We start from the raw sequence: 17951 nt of genomic DNA, 5'->3' as shown, positions 1-17951 counted from the left end.
TGGAGAAGAAAGATGGCTGAAACACTGACCGTACGCGTCGCAGAACGCGAAATCCAGGGCACCGATGTGGTGGTCCTGACCCTGACCTCGCTGGACGGCGCGCCCCTGCCGCCATTTAGCGCCGGGGCGCATATCGATCTCTATCTCGGGGAGGAGATCGTCCGCCAGTATTCACTGTGCGGCAGCCCTCATCACCCGCAGCAGTATCGCCTGGGCATTCTCAAGGATCGGACATCGCGCGGGGGATCGCTGGCGGCGCATCGGCTCCAGGTCGGCGCCACGGTGACCATCGGCCCGCCGCGCAATCTGTTTGCGCTTGAGATGGATGCCAGCCACAGCCTGCTGATTGGCGGCGGGATCGGGATTACGCCGATGCTGGCGATGGCGGATACGCTGTTCCGCGCCGGAAAATCTTTCGCTATCCATTATTGCGGGCGGCGCCGCGACGGGATGGCCTTTTTGCACGAGCTGGCGGATTGCCCTTTTAGCGACCGCGTCCATCTGCACATCAGCGAGGAAGGGCAAAAAATCCGTCCTCACGAGGTGCTGGCCCCGCACCACGCCGCCGCTCACGTTTACGTCTGCGGCCCGGAAGGGTTTATGGACGGGATCGCCGATGCGGCGCGCGGCTGCGGTTATCCACCCGAACGACTGCATCAGGAGTTTTTTAACCGGGAAGTGGAAACCGGCGGCGCCAGCTTTACCGTCGATGTCCCCGGGCTGGGCGTCACCGTTACCGTCGGGGAGGACGAAACCATTGTCGCCGCGCTGCAGAAAGCGGGGATCAAGGTCAAAGTCTCCTGCGAACAGGGGGTCTGCGGAACCTGTCTCGCCAATGTGTGCAACGGCGTGCCGGATCACCGCGACGAGTATTTAACCGATGAAGAACGCGAAGATAACGACCAGATTCTGCTGTGCTGTTCGCGGGCCAAAACGCCCCGGTTGGTTATCGAAAGCTTCGAATACGTCAAACTGAAATAACGGATACCGCTATGAACCTGACATCTGATTTCCGTAACGCCATGGCACAGCTGGGCAGCGCCATCACCATTATCACCACCGATGGCCCGGCAGGCCGCTTTGGCTTTACCGCCTCCGCCGTATGCAGCGTCACCGATTCCCCCCCCACGCTGCTGGTCTGTATGAACCGTTCTTCTTTCGCCCATGCCAAATTTAAAGAGAACGGCGTGCTGTGCGTCAACGTGCTCTCTGGTCAGCATCAAAACCTGTCCGCTATCTTCGCCAATAGCCAGCTGCGTTCGGAAGAGCGTTTTTTACACGAGCAGTGGCTGACGCTGGAAACCGGTTCGCCGGTGCTGGCTACTGCCGTCGCCAGCGTCGACTGCACCCTATCCACCAGCCATGAAGTGGGCAGTCACAGCGTGTTTTATTGCGAGGTCAGACAGATTCGTCATCACCAGGCCGGCGACGGGCTGGTGTGGTTCAATCGCCAGTTCCATACCCTTAGCGCGCAGCCGTACCGCTAAGGTTCACCCTGACGAAAAATACCCTATCGCATAATGCCGCCCCATAAGCTTCGGGTTGCATCATGGCGCCAGCTCGTCGGCGCCCTCTTTTCACCTGTACTGGAGTAGATGTGATGTCTGGAACTGCAAGCGATACGCCGGTGAGCACTCCCCAATCAATGCGCAAATTGATTATCGGCTCTTTTCTGGGTAACTCCCTGGAATGGTATGACTTTTTCCTTTACGGCACGGCGGCGGCGCTGGTCTTCGGTCCCCTGTTCTTTCCGGCAACCGATGATCCGCTGCTCGGGGCCTTTCTGGCCTTTTCCGGTTTTGCCATCGGCTTTATCGCCAGGCCGCTGGGCGGCATCGCCTTTGGTCATCTCGGGGATAAATACAGCCGTAAAATGACCCTGATCATCACCCTGACGTTAATGGGCGCCAGTACCTTTCTGATTGGTCTGCTGCCAACCTATGAACACATCGGTATTCTGGCGCCGATCGCCCTGATTACCTTGCGTTTTATCCAGGGCGTCGCCTCCGGCGGCGAATGGGGCGGCGGCGTCCTGATGCTGAGTGAGAATGCCCCGGCGCAGCAAAAAGGCTACTACACCGCCTGGAGCCAGGTGGGGGTGTCCGGCGGATTTGTACTCTCTTCGCTGGCTTTTTATCTGGTGCAACTGCTGCCGCAGGAAGATGTGCTGGCCTGGGCGTGGCGCATCCCTTTCCTGCTGAGCCTGTTTATCTTTCTGGTCGGCGTCTATATCCGGCGCAACATTGAGGAAAATGCCGAGTTTGTCGCCCGAAAAAATGAGTCCACGGAGATACAGCTGCCGGTGCTCAGCGCCTTTAAACATCACCCGAAAGCGATCTTGCAGGCCATTGGTCTGCGGCTGGCGGAAAACGGCGCGGTCTACATCTTTTTCACCTTTTCCGTGGTCTATTGCAAACATATCGGCATTGAGACCAGTCAGGTGATCGCCGCCGTGACCATTGCCATGACGGTGGAGATCGCCACGATTCTCGGCTGGGGCTGGCTGTCGGACCGTATCGGCAGGAAAACGCTCTACTATATTGGCGTGACGGGCATGGCGCTGGTCGCCTTCCCGTTCTTCTGGCTGCTACACATGCATAGCTTCCCGGCGATTTTGCTGGCGATGCTGCTGGCGCTGCCGGTGTGTCACGGGGCGATGATCGCCGCCCAGCCGTGCATGATGGTGGAACTGTTTCCGGTAGAAGTCCGTTATACCGGTCTGGCGCTGGGCCACGAGATTGGCGCCGTTATCTCCGGCGGGATAAGTCCGATGCTGGCGGTCGCATTTTTAATGAAATGGGACAGCTACGTCCCCGTGGCGCTGATGCTGCTGGCCTTTGCATTGCTGGCCCTGGTGGCGCTGTTCAGTATTCGTCAGCCCGCGACGCCGCGCCAACAGCAGCCGGCGCTGTAAACATCCGCGGTTCGGTCCGCAGGGATGCGCGCTGATCCGGCAACCCGAACCGCCGGCTGAGGCTAACGCCTGTCGCCACTCTGATAAATTTAATTTTAAACAAAACAATGGATAAACAGGCACTTATTGCCGAGAGATAAAAAATATATCCACGCCACAATAACGCCTAATTATTATTCATATATCAGTATGTTTGGTTTATCAGAAAGGCAATATTTATGAAAAAACTCATTCTCACTCTGGTTACCGCAGCGCTGTTGCTGCCGACCCTCTCGGCTCAGGCGACTTACCGCAGTGATAACCGTCAGGACTCACGCGACATCCGCCAGGATTCACGCCAGGGCGGACGCGATGCCAAACAGCAGTGCGTCAGAGATAACAATCAAAGCAACGCCAGCTGCCGCCAGGATAAACGCGATAACCGCCGCGATGGCCGCCAGGATGCGCGCGACGAAAAATGGTAAGTTAAGCGCGAACGGGCAGGCGTGGTTACCGCGCCCGCCTTCCCCTGCCCCTTGAGATTCAGCGCAACGCCTCCCCCCTTATCAGCAATGCCGGCCTGCCTGCGGGCGGATCAACGCGTCAGGTTTAAGCTTTCCAGGGGAAAGGGGCGATCCTGGACCACGGTTTTCATCACCAGCGTCGATCGCAAATGCTGCACGCCGGGCATCGCCGAGAGCTTGTCATCATAGAGTTTTTGAAACGCCGGGAGATCCCGGGTGACCACGTGCATCAGATAGTCCGGATCGCCAAACAGCCGCTGAGCCAGCACGATCTGGGGGATCTCTTCAACCGCCTCTTCAAACGCGCTCACCGCTTTTTTATCACCCTCTTTTAAGGTCGCAAACACGATGGCCAGGAAATTAAAGCCCATTTTCAGGGGATCGAGGTTGGCCCGATAGCCGGTAATAACCCCATCCTGCTCTAACGCCCGCAGCCGTCGATGACAGGGAGAGAGGCTCAAATTGACCCGTTCAGCCAGCTCGGTAATCGACAGACGACCATCGGATTGCAGCTCAGCAATAATTTTTCGATCTATGCTATCCATTTGGAAGATTTTCTCTTAAACAGGAGGTTTTAAGCATAACATTGAAAACTTATTTCCCGGAAATCCCGATATTCTTTTCCTCTACAGCACACGGATACGGACGGGAGATCGTTATGCGCAATACCTTGAAACACGGTGGAGAGAGCCGGTCATGGAGATGAGTTTTATCGCCGGGTTCTGGGTTGTCTCCTTCCTGCTGATCATCACCCCCGGTGCCGACTGGGCCTATACCATTAGCGCCGGCATCCACGGACAACGGGTGCTTCCTGCGGTGATCGGACTGATGTCCGGGCATCTGCTGGCGGCCATTATCGTGATCGCCGGGATCGGCGTAGCCGTCACCGGCCACCCGCTGGTGCTGTCGCTGATCACTCTGCTGGGCGCAGCCTATCTGCTGTGGCTGGGGATCGCGATTTTGCGTCACCCCGCCACGCCTGGCGCCGCAACACAGCAGGCCGGAAGCTGGAACCGTTGGGCGCTAAAAGGGTTATGTATTAGCGGGCTGAATCCAAAAGTCTTTCTCTTATTCCTCGCCCTGTTGCCACAATTTACCGATCCTGCAGGCCGCTGGCCGGTCGCGCTGCAAATGTCGGCCCTGGGGAGCATTCACCTGTTGACCTGTACACTGATCTATTTCCTGGTTGGCTACGGGTCAAAAAGGCTATTAACCCACCGGCCAGAGGTGGCAAGAAGAGTCAGCATGACCTCCGGAGCGATGATGGTGGCGATAGCCATCCTGCTATTCTGCAGCCAGCTGAAATAACGCCGCCGACGCCGGATGAACAAAATAGATTCACGCCGGTTTAAGTTATTTGTGCCCTCTCGACAGGGGGCCATCGCTCTGTCTGAATATTTCGCGGCAAGGATTTGAATCTATTCGCCGTGGAAAACATCGTTTCCCTCAGATACCGGGGAAAGACTCCAGATAACTCCAGTAATCCTCATAACCCCCCAAAACACCGGCTTAACAAACAACAAGATAGCCAAAATCCCCAAGCAAAAGGCGTTAAATAACTCCAGTAAACCCCTGACCTCCGCCATTTTCAGCGCGCTACGCTTACGAAATCGCCCTCCGGCCCTGTGCCGAAATTAAGCCCCGTGGTGAGGGGACGCTGGTGTCTCCGGGCTTATTATTACTATTCTCAAACATAATTTTGCAGTATGGTTTAATCGCTGTTGTAGTGATGCGGTGAATGCTACCCAGGCGAGTATATCGTTCTTCGCGTTCTGCGAAGTGCTTCGCGGAATATTCACCAGGCCAGAGCCGAATTCACTTTTGTGAGGAATGGCAGCGGTTAACGGGCATTTAATTATTACCAGACCAGACACAAAAATCATTCAACCTGCGCTGAAGCGACAAGGGAGAACCCGGAGATGATTTATCCATTCCCGGCTGCTGAGAGATCCGCCAATCGTGATAGCTCATGGCAGCGCGGCATGTATCAGGATGTCGATATCCGTTGGGCTAGCGCCAGAGCGATGCCTTGCGCCCCTGTATCCCCGGCGTGCGCAACCAGGAGGAATGAAGGATGATCGGGACATGCTCCCCCCCAGGAACAGCGTCATTGTTTAACAAAAATAGATTTAATTCATTGCATTACATGAAGTCATTGGTTCCAGAGCATGGAGATACTTCATGATTCAACTAAATACCTGCCTTCTGATGACCCGGTTCAGCTTGATACAAGCTGGAGTACGTTACACGTTTTAAAAGCACCTGGCGCGATGGCGAAATATAAGCGAAAAGATGTTCAATCGGACAACAATACTGGCCTGACGACAACGAATAGTTCGTAATGCACGCCTGCAATTAAAAGGGAATATAATGAAGAATAATGCCGATATCAAAAAAAGGAACTTCCTTACTCAGAATGAGATTGAGTCGCTTCTTAAAGCAGCGAACACCGGGGCACATGCTGCCCGAAACTATTGCCTGACCTTACTCTGTTTTATTCATGGATTTCGCGCCAGCGAAATTTGTCGCCTGCAAATCTCTGATATTGATTTACGTTCTAAGTGTATTTACATCCATCGTCTTAAAAAAGGTTTTTCCACTACCCATCCTTTACTCAATAAAGAAATACAGGCATTGAAAAACTGGCTGGATATTCGAAAAGCCTATCCGCATGCCGACAGTGAATGGCTGTTTTTATCGCGCAAAGGTAATCCTCTTTCCCGCCAACAGTTTTACCAGATTATATCCTCCTCCGGAGGCGCCGCCGGATTAACGATTGAAATTCATCCCCATATGCTTCGCCATTCATGCGGATTTGCGCTGGCGAATATGGGTATCGATACCCGCCTTATTCAGGACTACCTTGGCCACCGAAATATCCGCCATACCGTCTGGTATACCGCGAGCAATGCCGGGCGTTTTTACGGCATCTGGGACAATGCAAAAGAGAAGCAGCGTCACAGCATTTTGCAATGACGGTCCAGGCGTCAAAAGGAGTTGACGCCTGATACTCGCGATGGCGTGAAAATGAACAGCTGTCGCTGAACACATTAATAAATATTAACCATGCGTTAGTTACGATTATTGTTCCCACAAGTTCTTACTTCATTCATAATACGTTTCCTGCTGATATCCTTGTAAATATTCAGGATTTCAATTCGTTATTTATTGTTTGGTTAAACCATTCAGCATTATATTTTCCGTCCAAAGCCATCTCTTCATTAACTTTTTTCCCTGTGATTTGATGTACCTGGCGTGAAGCCTTGATGCCGCTATTGTGATATGCCATAAAATCTATAAAAATAAGAATTGTCGTGTAGCTATATTTTAACTATGTGTAAATGTAATGTGACCATCTATTTTTGCAGCGCCAACATCATGGCAACGTGAAGAATGAACTGTATCTGTGCCTTCATATAATACGCCTTTAACACTGCGGATTATTTTTTAACCGTCCTGATAATTGCTTCAGGGCGCTGTCTTTGTGCAAATTAATTTCAGGAGCATTGTATTGTGAATCGACGTCGTTTTCTTACCGCCAAAGAAGTTCAGGCAATGATGCAGGCGGCACGGCAGGGTCCAACCGGAGAGCGGGATTATTGTCTTATCCTGCTGGCCTTTCGTCACGGGATGCGCATCAGCGAACTGCTCGATCTGCACTATCGCGATCTTGACCTCAATGAGGGTCGCATCAACGTCCGTCGGTTGAAGAATGGATTTTCGACCATCCACCCGCTGCGATTCGACGAGCTGGAAGCCATTGCGCGCTGGACCCAGGTTCGCGCCGGCTGGAAGGCGGCACAAAAAACCAATGCGATTTTTATTTCCCTCCGGGGCACTCAGCTTTCCCGCCAGCAGGCCTATCGGATTATTCGTAGCGCCGGCGAAGAGGCCGGAACCGCCACCCATACTCACCCGCATATGCTGCGCCATGCCTGCGGCTATGAACTTGCGGAAAGAGGCACAGATACACGTTTAATTCAGGATTATCTGGGTCATCGCAATATTCGGCATACAGTGCGTTATACCGCCAGCAATGCCGCGCGTTTCGCAGGATTGTGGGAAAGAAATAACCTGCTTGAAGAAAATTCTCACGGCACAAAGAAATGACATATTCATTTGATAAATAAGGATAAATTTAAAAATGAACAAGTCAATTGGGGCCAAACTGTTTATATCATAAAAATGTTTTGCAAACTTTTGCAACCGGCAAGTACATATATTCTCACAAATTAAATTCATCTGATTGATTATTATCACATTTTACCATTAAGAAACTTTACTTATCTCTTCATCCTTTCCGCTTACCCGTCATCTCATCCGCCCTGACCTCGCCCGATGACCGCCCTTCTTCAAAACAAAAAACCAGACAATAACCCCAACAAAAACCAATAAAACAGACCAATACACCAATAAAAATCTCAAAAAACCAAAAAATCAGTCATTTATCTCAATGAGTCAAAATGGCCCCAATTGACTCATCAGTTGGGCGAAAACTGCGCAGAGCCGGCAGTCGAACCATTCGGCTGATATATGGAATGCCTGGAAGGCACGACGACTGCCAATTTCGGTTCGTAATATCGACATTGTTTAAAGGAAAACAGCATGAAAATCAAAACACTGGCTATCGTTGTTCTGTCAGCCCTGTCTCTGAGTTCCGCGGCGGCCCTGGCTGACACCACCACGGTTAATGGCGGCACAGTGCATTTTAAAGGGGAAGTGGTCAACGCGGCCTGTGCCGTTGATGCTGGCTCTATCGATCAGACCGTTCAACTGGGCCAGGTTCGTTCAGCCAAACTCGCTACTGCAGGCAGCACCAGCTCTGCGGTCGGTTTTAACATCCAGCTGGATGATTGCGATACTACCGTCGCAACCAAAGCTTCCGTTGCCTTCTCCGGTACTGCCGTAGACAGCACCAACACCACCGTTCTGGCACTGCAGAACTCTGCGGCCGGTGGCGCGACGAACGTCGGCGTACAGATCCTCGACAGCACCGGGACTCCGCTGGCGCTGGATGGTGCAACCTTCGGTGCAGCAACCACGCTGAACGACGGCACCAACATCATTCCTTTCCAGGCTCGCTACTACGCGACTGGCGCGGCAACAGCAGGTACCGCTAACGCCGACGCGACCTTCAAAGTGCAATACGAATAATTCACTCATCACGCAAGGACGCAGCTCGGGCCAGGATGGCCCGTTATCCACAACAGGACTGGGGTGATAACGATGCAAGGAATGAAATCTGGCCTGCTGTTTTTTTTACTGTCGCCGCTCGCGCTGGCCGGAAACCACTGGAATGTGACGTTACCCGGCGGAAATATGCGCTTTCAGGGCGTCATTATTGCCGAATCCTGCCGCGTTGAAGCAGGAGACCAGCAGTTGACGGTCAACATGGGACAGATCAGCAGCAATCGGTTTCATTCGCCAGGGGAAGATACTGACCCTGTTCCTTTCGATATTCATCTCCAGGATTGCAGCACCGCCGTCAGTCAACGGGTTGGTGTCGCCTTTCATGGCGTCGCCGATGGCAAAAATCCGGACGTGCTCTCGGTTGGCGAAGGCCCCGGCATCGCAACCGGTATCGGCGTCGCGCTGTTCGACAAAGAAGATCGCCTGATTCCGCTCAACAGCCCAGCGGGCGCCTGGTCACGACTGTATACCGGCCCCACCACGCTCCATTTTGTCGCTAAATATCGGGCGACCGGACATCAGGTTACCGGCGGAGCCGCAAATGCTCAGGCCTGGTTCTCTCTGACCTATCAGTAATTAACCAGCAGGCATACCGGATGCAGGACATAACGGTGAGTATAAAAGGGGAAAACGTGAGAAAAACACTGGGGATGACACGCTGCTTACTGGCGGGCTTATTGATGATAGCGACCGCCGGTTTCGTTGCGCGTGCCGAAGCGGGCGTGGCGCTGGGAGCCACCCGAGTTATTTATCCCGCCGGACAAAAACAGGTTCAGCTGGCGGTGACCAACAATGACGACAACAGCACCTATCTGATTCAGTCGTGGGTCGAAAACGCCGACGGTCAAAAAGACGGGCGCTTTGTGATAACCCCACCGCTGTTCGCCATGCAGGGCAAAAAAGAGAATACGCTGCGCATAATCGATGCGACCAACGACAAGCTGCCGCAGGATCGAGAAAGTTTGTTCTGGATGAACGTGAAGGCCATCCCCTCGATGGATAAATCAAAGCTTAGCGATAACACGCTGCAGCTGGCGATTATCAGCCGCATCAAGCTCTACTACCGCCCGGGGAAACTCGCGCTGTCGCCGGATCAGGCGGCGGAGAAGCTGACGTTTCGCCGTAGTGCCAACACGCTGACGCTGATCAATCCCACGCCCTACTACCTGACGGTGACCGAACTCAATGCCGGCACCCGGGTGCTGGAAAATGCGCTGGTCCCACCGATGGGGGAAGCCTCGGTCAAAATCCCGTCCGACGCCGGACGCGACATCACCTACCGGACGATTAACGACTACGGCGCACTGACCCCACGGATGAAGGGCGTACTGCAATAACCACGGGGAAATAGCGTTATCCCCTGAAATATAAAAAGAACTGACAGCCGGGCGACTTCGGACCGGAGGGACTATGTCACATCTGAAATATGGATCGGACCGCCTGGGTGCCCGGCATGCGCGGCGCCGCGCGTCGGGATCGGCTCGCGTATTTGCCCGGTTCCCTTTGGCCCTTTTGCTTGCCATGCAGGCCTTTTCCGCGCAGGCGGAACTTTACTTTAACCCGCGTTTCCTCGCCGATGATCCTGCCGCGGTGGCGGATCTGTCGAGTTTCGAAAAGGGTCAAGAGGTGCCGCCGGGCACCTATCGCGTCGATATCTACCTGAATAACGGCTTTATGACCACCCGCGATGTCACCTTTAAGAGCGGAGAGAACCACCACGGCCTGGCCCCCTGCCTGACCCGCGGCCAGTTGGCCAGCATGGGCGTCAATACCGCCGCAGTGGCCGGTATGAATGCCCTCGCGGCCGATGCCTGCGTGCCGATGGCGGAGATGATCAAAGAGTCGACCAGCCGTTTCGACGTCGGCCAACAGCGCCTGTACCTCACCGTGCCGCAGGCTTTTATGGGCAATCGTGCGCGCGGATATATCCCGCCCGAACTGTGGGATGACGGCATCACCGCCGGGCTGCTGAACTACAACTTTACCGGCAACAATGTCCATAACGATATCGGCGGCAGCAGCAACTATGCCTATTTGAATCTGCAAAGCGGCCTCAACCTCGGCGCCTGGCGCCTGCGCGATAACACCACCTGGAGCTACAGCAGCGGCGGCAGTTCATCGAGCAACGAGAATAAGTGGCAGCACGTCAACAGCTGGCTGGAGAGGGATATTGTCCCCCTACGCTCGCGCCTGACGCTCGGCGACAGCTATACCAACGGCGACGTGTTCGATGGCATCAACTTCCGCGGGGCCCAGTTGGCCTCTGACGACAATATGCTGCCGGATAGTCAGAAGGGGTTTGCTCCGGTGATCCACGGAATTGCCCGTGGCACGGCGCAGGTCTCGATCAAGCAAAACGGCTATGAGATCTATCAAAGTACGGTGCCGCCGGGACCGTTTACGATCGACGATCTCTATGCCGCCGGTAACGGCGGCGATCTGCAGGTCACCATCAAAGAGACCGACGGCACCCGCCAGGTCTTTACCGTGCCGTGGTCAACGGTGCCGGTGCTGCAGCGTGAGGGCCATTCGCGCTTCGCCCTGACGGCGGGGGAATATCGCAGCGGCAACGACCAGCAGGAGAAGCCGAAATTCTTCCAGGGGACGCTGCTGCACGGCCTGGCGGCGGGCTGGACGCTGTACGGCGGCTCCCAGCTTGCCGACCGCTACCGTGCCTTTAACCTCGGCGTCGGCAAAAACATGGGCGAGTTCGGCGCCGTATCGCTGGATGTGACCCAGGCAAACGCCACGCTACCTGACGACAGCAAGCATCAGGGGCAGTCGCTGCGTTTTCTCTATAACAAATCGCTTAACGAAGTCGGCACCAATATTCAGCTGGTCGGCTACCGCTACTCTACGCGGGGCTATTACAGCTTTGCCGATACCACCTATAGCCGGATGAGCGGCTACGACGTCGAGACCCAGGACGGCGTTATCCAGGTGAAGCCCAAATTTACCGACTACTACAACCTCGCCTACAGCAAACGCGGCAAGGTGCAGGTCAGCGTCACCCAGCAGCTGGGACGCACCGCCACGCTCTACCTGAGCGGCAGCCATCAGACCTACTGGTCAACCGGCAAAGCGGACCAGCAGCTGCAGGCCGGGCTGAACGCCGCGGTGGACGATATCAACTGGACGCTGAGCTACAGCCTGACCAAAAACGCCTGGCAGCAGGGGCGCGACCAGATGCTGGCGGTCAACGTCAACATTCCGTTCAGCCACTGGCTGCGCTCGGACAGCAAATCAGTCTGGCGCCACGCCAGCGCCAGCTACAGCATGTCGCACGATCTCGATGGCCGGATGACCAACCTGGCCGGGCTGTACGGCACGCTGCTGGAGGACAATAACCTGAGCTACAGCGTGCAGACCGGTTATGCCGGCGGCGGCAACGGTGGGAGCGGCGGCACCGGATACGCGGCGCTGAACTATCGCGGCGGCTACGGTAACGCCAACGTCGGCTACAGCCGCAGCGATGGCCTGAAACAGTTGTACTACGGCGTGAGCGGCGGCGTGCTGGCTCATGGCAACGGCGTCACCTTGAGCCAGCCGTTGAACGATACGGTGGTGCTGATTAAAGCCCCGGGCGCCGACAACGTGAAAGTGGAAAACCAGACCGGGGTACGTACCGACTGGCGCGGCTATGCGGTGTTGCCGTACGCCACCGAATATCGTGAGAACCGCGTGGCGCTGGACACCAACACGCTGGCGGACAACGTCGACCTGGATGATGCGGTGGTCAGCGTGGTGCCCACGCACGGCGCCATCGTGCGCGCAGATTTCAAAGCGCACGTCGGCATGAAGCTGCTGATGACGCTAACCCGTCATGGCAAGCCGGTCCCGTTTGGCGCCATGGTGACCTCAGCCAATAACCAGAGCGGCAGTATCGTGGCCGATAACGGGCAGGTCTATCTGAGCGGTATGCCGCTGGCCGGCAAAGTGCAGGTGACATGGGGTGAAGGCCCCGATGCCAGCTGCGTGGCCGAGTATCAGCTGCCGCAAGAGAGCCAGCAGCAGGCGCTGAGCCAGCTGTCCGCCGTCTGTCGCTAAGGAAGAAATAATGATGACCAAATCGCTGTATCTGCTGGGGGCCGTGCTGTCGCTGACCATCGCCAACGCTTTCGCGGCCGACAGTACCATTACCATCAGCGGATATGTCCGGGATAACGCCTGCGCGGTGGCGGGCGAGTCGAAAGACTTTACCGTCGACCTGATGGATAACGCCGCTAAGCAGTTCAACACCATCGGCGCGACAACGCCGGTGGTGCCGTTTCGCATCGTGCTGTCGCCCTGCGGCAGCTCGGTGACTGCGGTCAAAGTGGGCTTCACCGGCGTGGCGGATAACGACAACACCAGCTTGCTGAAGCTGGACAGCGGCGCGTCGGCCGCGGCGGGCATGGGGGTGCAGATTCTCAATGGTCAGCAGACGATGCTGCCGCTGAACGCCCCCTCAACGGCAATCGCCTGGACGACGCTGACGCCCGGGCAGACCAATACCCTGAACTTTTATGCGCGGTTGATGGCCACCCAGGTGCCGGTTACCGCCGGGCACGTCAACGCGACAGCGACATTCACGCTGGAATTTCAGTAACCGGAGGTTGAGATGAAATGGATTCCCCGAGAATGGCTTCTGGGGAGCGCGCTGATACTGGCCTGCTCTCCTCTACAGGCGGCCGATATCACGATCACCGTTAACGGCAAAGTGGTCGCCAAACCCTGCACGGTCTCGACCACGAATGCCACCGTCGATCTCGGCGACCTGTATACCTTTAGCCTGGTCTCGGCAGGCGCCGCTTCGGCCTGGCACGGGGTGTCGCTCGATCTGAGCAATTGCCCCGTCGGCACCTCCCGCGTCACCGCCAGCTTTAGCGGCACCGCAGACGCCACCGGGTATTACAAAAACCAGGGCACCGCCGGCAATATCCAGCTGGAGCTGCAGGATGACGGCGGAACGACGTTGAACAACGGCGCCACTAAATCAGTCCAGGTCGATGATTCCACGCAGTCCGCCCGCTTCCCGCTACAGGTCAGAGCCTTGACGGTCAACGGCGGCGCCACCCAGGGAACCATTCAGGCGGTGATTAGCGTCACCTACACCTACGCCTGAATCAGGAGAGTAAGTTGATGAAAAAAATGATTACCCTGTTGACCACGCTGCTGCTGTTGGGCTGGTCGGTTAATGCCTGGTCCTTTGCCTGCAAAACCGCGACCGGGGCGACGATCCCCATCGGCGGCGGCAGCGCGAACGTCTACGTCAACCTGACGCCGGCGGTGAACGTCGGGCAGAACCTGGTGGTCGATCTCTCCACGCAAATCTTCTGCCATAACGACTATCCGCAAACCATTACCGACTACGTGACCCTGCAACGAGGCTCCGCCTATGGCGGGGTGCTGTCGAGCTTTTCCGGCACCGTAAAGTACAACGGTACCTCCTACCCCTTCCCCACCACCACGGAAACCGCGCGGGTCATCTATGATTCAACCACCGATAAACCGTGGCCTACCGTGCTCTATCTGACGCCGGTCAGCACCGCTGGCGGGGTGGCGATCACCTCCGGTTCCCTGATCGCGGTGCTCATTCTTCACCAGACCAACAACTATAACAGCGACTCCTATCAGTTTGTCTGGAACATTTACGCCAACAATGATGTCGTGGTGCCGACCGGCGGCTGCGATGTCTCCGCTCGCGATGTTACGGTAACGCTTCCGGATTACCCTGGCTCTATGGCCGTTCCGGTGACGGTGCACTGCGCGCAAAACCAGAATCTTGGCTACTACCTTTCCGGCACCACCGCCGATACCGCCAATTCGATCTTCAGCAATACCGCTTCGACATCGGCGGCGCAGGGGATTGGCGTACAGATGACGCGTAACGGCAGCATCGTGCCCGCCAACAGCACGGTGTCGCTGGGTACGGTCGGTACTTCGCCGGTCAATCTGGGGCTAACCGCTACCTATGCGCGAACCACGGGTCAGGTGACGGCAGGTAATGTGCAGTCCATTATTGGGGTGACGTTTGTCTACCAGTAATGGCTGCGCGACGCAGGCCTCCCCGCCGGTGGACTATATTCTTTCGCCCTGTGCGATCGCCGCCGAGGGGCTCTCTTCCATGATGGACGACGGCGGTCTGCTGCGGCCCAGGCGCCTGTTCCCTCAGCTTCACGAGGCGCTGTTAATCCCCGATATTGTGACCGTCAGGCGTATCGTGGTTTTTTTACCCGACGATCCGTTCTGGCTGCTGCTCACTCTGCGACAGGCGGGGCTGCTGCTGAAACACAGCGCCGTTCCGCTGCCGATGCTGATCCTCAGCCGCAGCCCGGCCAACTGGCTGTGGCAAACGCTGTTACATCAGGTCGGCAAGCCTCGCCATCTGGCCAGGGTACGGGCCGTGGCCTCTGATTTACCCTGTCGACAGCTGGCGGCACTGCTCAGCCCCGACGCCGGACAAAGCTATCCCCTGCTGGCGCAGCTGGCGTCCCAGGAGAGTGTCATCTGCGCTAAACCGGCCGCCGGCGTGAGCAAACCGGAACTGAGCACCGCGCTGGACTGGCTGCGGGGATTCAGCATCAATCATCAGGCGCAACGTCGGGGGCTTAGCCACAAAACCCTCTACACCCAGAGAAGCTCAGGACTGAAAAAGATGGTGGAACATCATCCCCATCTGGCCAGCCGTTTTCCCGGCAGCCAGACCAAAGGACAGAAAACGAGCGCGGTTGCCGCGCTCTCCGCTTTTGAACGCGAGTTCATCCATGCCATTCACTGCCGGCAAGTTTTTCCTGTGTTTCAGCCCATTACCGATGGCCGCCTGATATTACAGGGCATCGAAGTGCTGTCGCGTTGGCGACGCAATGGCGATGTGCTGTTGCCTGGCGAGTTTCTGCCGCAGATACACTCGGAGTATGCCTGGCTGCTGCTCACGGCATTTGTCCTGCAGGAGGCCGTACAGAATATCAATCAATATCCGGGCGACTATTATTTCGCGGTTAACATCCCGCCGGTCATCGCCAACAACGCCAACATTATCCGGATGATGGAGGCGGCCCGTCAGCAGCTGCAGGAACCGCAGCAGGGGGAGAGGCTGGTACTGGAATTTGCCGAAACTGTCGATCTCAATCGTCACAGTAAAACGGGCGACACGATCGCCCGCTTACAGCAGCAGGGCTTTCGCATCATGCTCGACGACTGCTTTTCGCGTAGCAGCGTCCTGTTTCCGGTCCGCACCGTGCGCTTTAATGAGTACAAGCTGGATATCAGTATCGTGAACGATCTGCAGCGGGATCCCCATGCTCTGGCGCTGATCAAAAGCCTGATCTATTACTGCCAGCTCTCCGGTAGCCGCTGTATTGCCGAAGGGGTCGATAGCCTGGAAAAATTTAATATGCTGAAGGCGTTGGGGATCGATCGCTTTCAGGGCTATCTGATCTCACCGCCGATCACCGGCGATAATCTGGCGGATCTTATTCAGCGTTTTTCGCCGGGGCGCTATCCCACCAGCATTGCCGGGTAAATCCCGCCCATTTTCAGCTCCGTCCTGCATGAAAAACCCCGACTATCCTGGTCGGGATTCTCCGTTAAGCCTCAGCCCCGATGCCGATTGAAACCGCCATTGGGATCGATGGCAGAACCCCTGGATTACGGGGGTAGTCCGCCAGCTCTTGATGAGCAGCAGCGGGCTGTTGGTAGCGGGGCGAGGCTGCTCAGCCGTCTCCGTTTCTCAGTCTGGTTACGTATCAGGCCGCTCACCTTGTGAGATCGACGGCACATTTCAAAGAGGCATTTGACGGCAGAAGCAATGAGTCCGAGGGTAGGTTTGAGCGAGGAGTGGGTATTCAACTTCAAGGGCATTATCTGATTTTTTCTGTGCTAAAGTGTTATCTCCGTTTCCAGTAGCGTACCGTTTCCGATGTAACGATTTTCTCTTTTTAACAGTGCTTATCTTCCGCGTTGCCTGTCGGCTACGTGGGTTTCTGTTATTTAAGATGAGAATCTTTCTGCATGAACACGTTGCTGTTTGCGCTCATTGGCGCACTGCGTAGCCATCGCTGGCTACGCCTGCTTGGTTTTGCCTATATCCTGTCATCGCTGGGCAATGGGCTTACTCAGGTCATTATTTTCGGCCAGCTTTTACACTGGCAGGCTTCTTCTGCAACGCTTACCCTGGTGTATATGCTATCGATGATGCCCAGCTTTGTTGGCAGCATCTGGGGCGAAATGCTGTGTAAGACAACCTCACCACTGCTGATCCTGATTTTTACTGAGATACTTGGTCTGCTTGCGCTTGTTTTTCCATTGTATGGTTTGCTGCATCATAACGTCCCGGCCCTGTTGGTCGTGCAGTGTGCGGAAGCACTGTTCAGCGGCATAAGCTACCCGGCGCTGACGTTATTGTTTAAACGCGGATTACGTCATGATCAACTCCCTGCTGCAACGGCCATGGAAACCATCATTTTTGCCTCACAGGTTTTGTTGGGTACCGGCTTGGGGGTTCTCCTGTTTGACTTGATTACGCCTGTGCATCTACTCGCCATTGATGCCCTCAGTTTTACGGCTTCAGTGGTTCTGCTTATGATGTCCGTTTCTACCTTTCGCGGAGCACAACCGCAACCTGCAGAGGCTACGTCTGGCCGAAAGAAACCGCTCTGGCACGCCATATCTCCCTTGCAAAAAAGAAGCATTATGCTGTTACCCGCACTTGCCGCTGTGGGATCACCAGCAATGGCGCTTTTACCTGCACTGGCACAAGAAATCCGGCCTGAGGATTCAGCCAGACTGGCATTACCGCTACTTTTTGCGCGCAGCCTGGGGCAGCTCTGCGGGCCGTTCATGCTTGATGCCCGTAAATTGCAGCAATTTAGCGCGAATAACGGCATATTGCTTATATGCCTGGGGACATTTATCGGAAGCTATTTTTTATTACCCCTATCCGCCGGATATCCCTGCGTCGGGCTAAGTCTGATCTTCAGTGCGCATATGGCATCGAATATTGTATTTTCTTTGGGTACTTTCGGTATTCTTAGAAACTTCTCGCAAACACACGTAGCGAAAGCCAGTGCGATGGCATGGCGCGGACAGGTACTGACCGCCGCTGTTTCCACCGGTATAACCAGCGTGATAGCGCAATACTTTGGCGCATTTAACGCACTCTACAGTGTTTCGTTGTTCAGTCTGGGAGCGGTCGGCGTTTTGCTCTGGTTGAATCGAATGAGCAACACAAAATAAAGTCAACCTCGCCTTCAAGTTTACGCTAAGTCCAGGTGGCAAAGCGCACGCCTTGCCACTGCCCGAACTCACAAGATATCGCACCTTGTCAGGCGGTAAAAAAAATAAAAGTCCCTGACGGACTTCGC

General features: G+C 55.5%; 17 protein-coding genes. 16 read left to right on the top strand and 1 reads right to left on the bottom strand.

The genetic code is table 11. The features are described 5' to 3' along the window. Positions 1-12 precede the first annotated feature (12 nt). From AC007G_RS06560 to AC007G_RS06545, 4 genes are all read left to right on the top strand, one after another. On the top strand, positions 13-981 hold the full coding sequence (locus AC007G_RS06560; RefSeq protein WP_142629860.1) for a PDR/VanB family oxidoreductase: 969 nt from the start codon (positions 13-15) through the stop codon (positions 979-981). An 11-nt stretch (positions 982-992) separates the two neighbouring features. Beyond that, positions 993-1487, top strand: coding sequence for a flavin reductase (locus AC007G_RS06555; RefSeq protein WP_032696699.1), 495 nt, complete (start codon positions 993-995; stop codon positions 1485-1487). A 158-nt stretch (positions 1488-1645) separates the two neighbouring features. Beyond that, complete coding sequence (locus AC007G_RS06550) at positions 1646-2914, top strand: MFS transporter (RefSeq protein ID WP_064793932.1); 1269 nt, start codon at positions 1646-1648, stop codon at positions 2912-2914. Between the two features lie 218 nt (positions 2915-3132). Then, entirely contained in the window at positions 3133-3378 is a 246-nt protein-coding gene (locus AC007G_RS06545; protein ID WP_032696696.1) for a hypothetical protein, read from the top strand. A gap of 110 nt (positions 3379-3488) precedes the next feature. Here the strand turns inward: AC007G_RS06545 and AC007G_RS06540 are convergent, their stop codons facing one another. Continuing rightward, entirely contained in the window at positions 3489-3962 is a 474-nt protein-coding gene (locus tag AC007G_RS06540) for an Lrp/AsnC family transcriptional regulator (protein ID WP_032696695.1), read from the bottom strand. Positions 3963-4113: 151 nt separating this feature from the next. Here AC007G_RS06540 and AC007G_RS06535 point away from each other — a divergent pair, with 151 nt between their 5' ends. From AC007G_RS06535 to AC007G_RS06480, 12 genes are all read left to right on the top strand, one after another. After that, a complete protein-coding gene (locus tag AC007G_RS06535; protein WP_032698833.1) occupies positions 4114-4725 on the top strand; it encodes a LysE family translocator in 612 nt (203 codons plus the stop codon). A gap of 1062 nt (positions 4726-5787) precedes the next feature. Further along, positions 5788-6393 carry a tyrosine-type DNA invertase gene (locus tag AC007G_RS06530; RefSeq protein ID WP_049267194.1) on the top strand — a complete coding sequence of 202 codons (606 nt, stop codon included), beginning with the start codon at positions 5788-5790 and terminating at the stop codon, positions 6391-6393. Between the two features lie 537 nt (positions 6394-6930). Continuing rightward, positions 6931-7527 (top strand): type 1 fimbria switch DNA invertase FimE, encoded by a 597-nt coding sequence (gene fimE / locus AC007G_RS06525; protein ID WP_032690843.1) that lies wholly within the window; start codon positions 6931-6933, stop codon positions 7525-7527. Positions 7528-8022: 495 nt separating this feature from the next. Further along, the gene (fimA, locus tag AC007G_RS06520; RefSeq protein WP_032690842.1) at positions 8023-8571 is read left to right on the top strand and encodes a type 1 fimbrial major subunit FimA; all 549 of its coding nucleotides are present in this window, start codon (positions 8023-8025) and stop codon (positions 8569-8571) included. A gap of 72 nt (positions 8572-8643) precedes the next feature. Next, complete coding sequence (gene fimI, locus AC007G_RS06515) at positions 8644-9183, top strand: type 1 fimbrial minor subunit FimI (RefSeq protein ID WP_032690841.1); 540 nt, start codon at positions 8644-8646, stop codon at positions 9181-9183. Positions 9184-9218: 35 nt separating this feature from the next. After that, the gene (locus AC007G_RS06510) at positions 9219-9944 is read left to right on the top strand and encodes a fimbria/pilus periplasmic chaperone (protein ID WP_032690913.1); all 726 of its coding nucleotides are present in this window, start codon (positions 9219-9221) and stop codon (positions 9942-9944) included. A gap of 73 nt (positions 9945-10017) precedes the next feature. Next, positions 10018-12654 carry a fimbrial biogenesis usher protein gene (locus tag AC007G_RS06505; protein ID WP_032698831.1) on the top strand — a complete coding sequence of 879 codons (2637 nt, stop codon included), beginning with the start codon at positions 10018-10020 and terminating at the stop codon, positions 12652-12654. A gap of 10 nt (positions 12655-12664) precedes the next feature. After that, positions 12665-13195 carry a type 1 fimbrial adaptor subunit FimF gene (gene fimF, locus AC007G_RS06500; protein WP_032690839.1) on the top strand — a complete coding sequence of 177 codons (531 nt, stop codon included), beginning with the start codon at positions 12665-12667 and terminating at the stop codon, positions 13193-13195. A 12-nt stretch (positions 13196-13207) separates the two neighbouring features. Continuing rightward, the gene (gene fimG, locus AC007G_RS06495) at positions 13208-13711 is read left to right on the top strand and encodes a type 1 fimbrial minor subunit FimG (RefSeq protein WP_479466572.1); all 504 of its coding nucleotides are present in this window, start codon (positions 13208-13210) and stop codon (positions 13709-13711) included. Between the two features lie 17 nt (positions 13712-13728). Then, positions 13729-14634 carry a fimbrial protein gene (locus AC007G_RS06490; protein WP_032690837.1) on the top strand — a complete coding sequence of 302 codons (906 nt, stop codon included), beginning with the start codon at positions 13729-13731 and terminating at the stop codon, positions 14632-14634. Positions 14635-14662: 28 nt separating this feature from the next. Further along, positions 14663-16111 (top strand): EAL domain-containing protein, encoded by a 1449-nt coding sequence (locus tag AC007G_RS06485; protein WP_142629951.1) that lies wholly within the window; start codon positions 14663-14665, stop codon positions 16109-16111. Positions 16112-16599: 488 nt separating this feature from the next. Beyond that, positions 16600-17823: an MFS transporter gene (locus tag AC007G_RS06480; protein ID WP_142629861.1), complete on the top strand. Its 1224-nt coding sequence runs from the start codon at positions 16600-16602 to the stop codon at positions 17821-17823. Positions 17824-17951 lie beyond the last annotated feature (128 nt).

The organism is Klebsiella sp. CSG-1, assembly GCF_056521145.1.
This window is presented reverse-complemented; position numbering and strand designations above follow the sequence as displayed.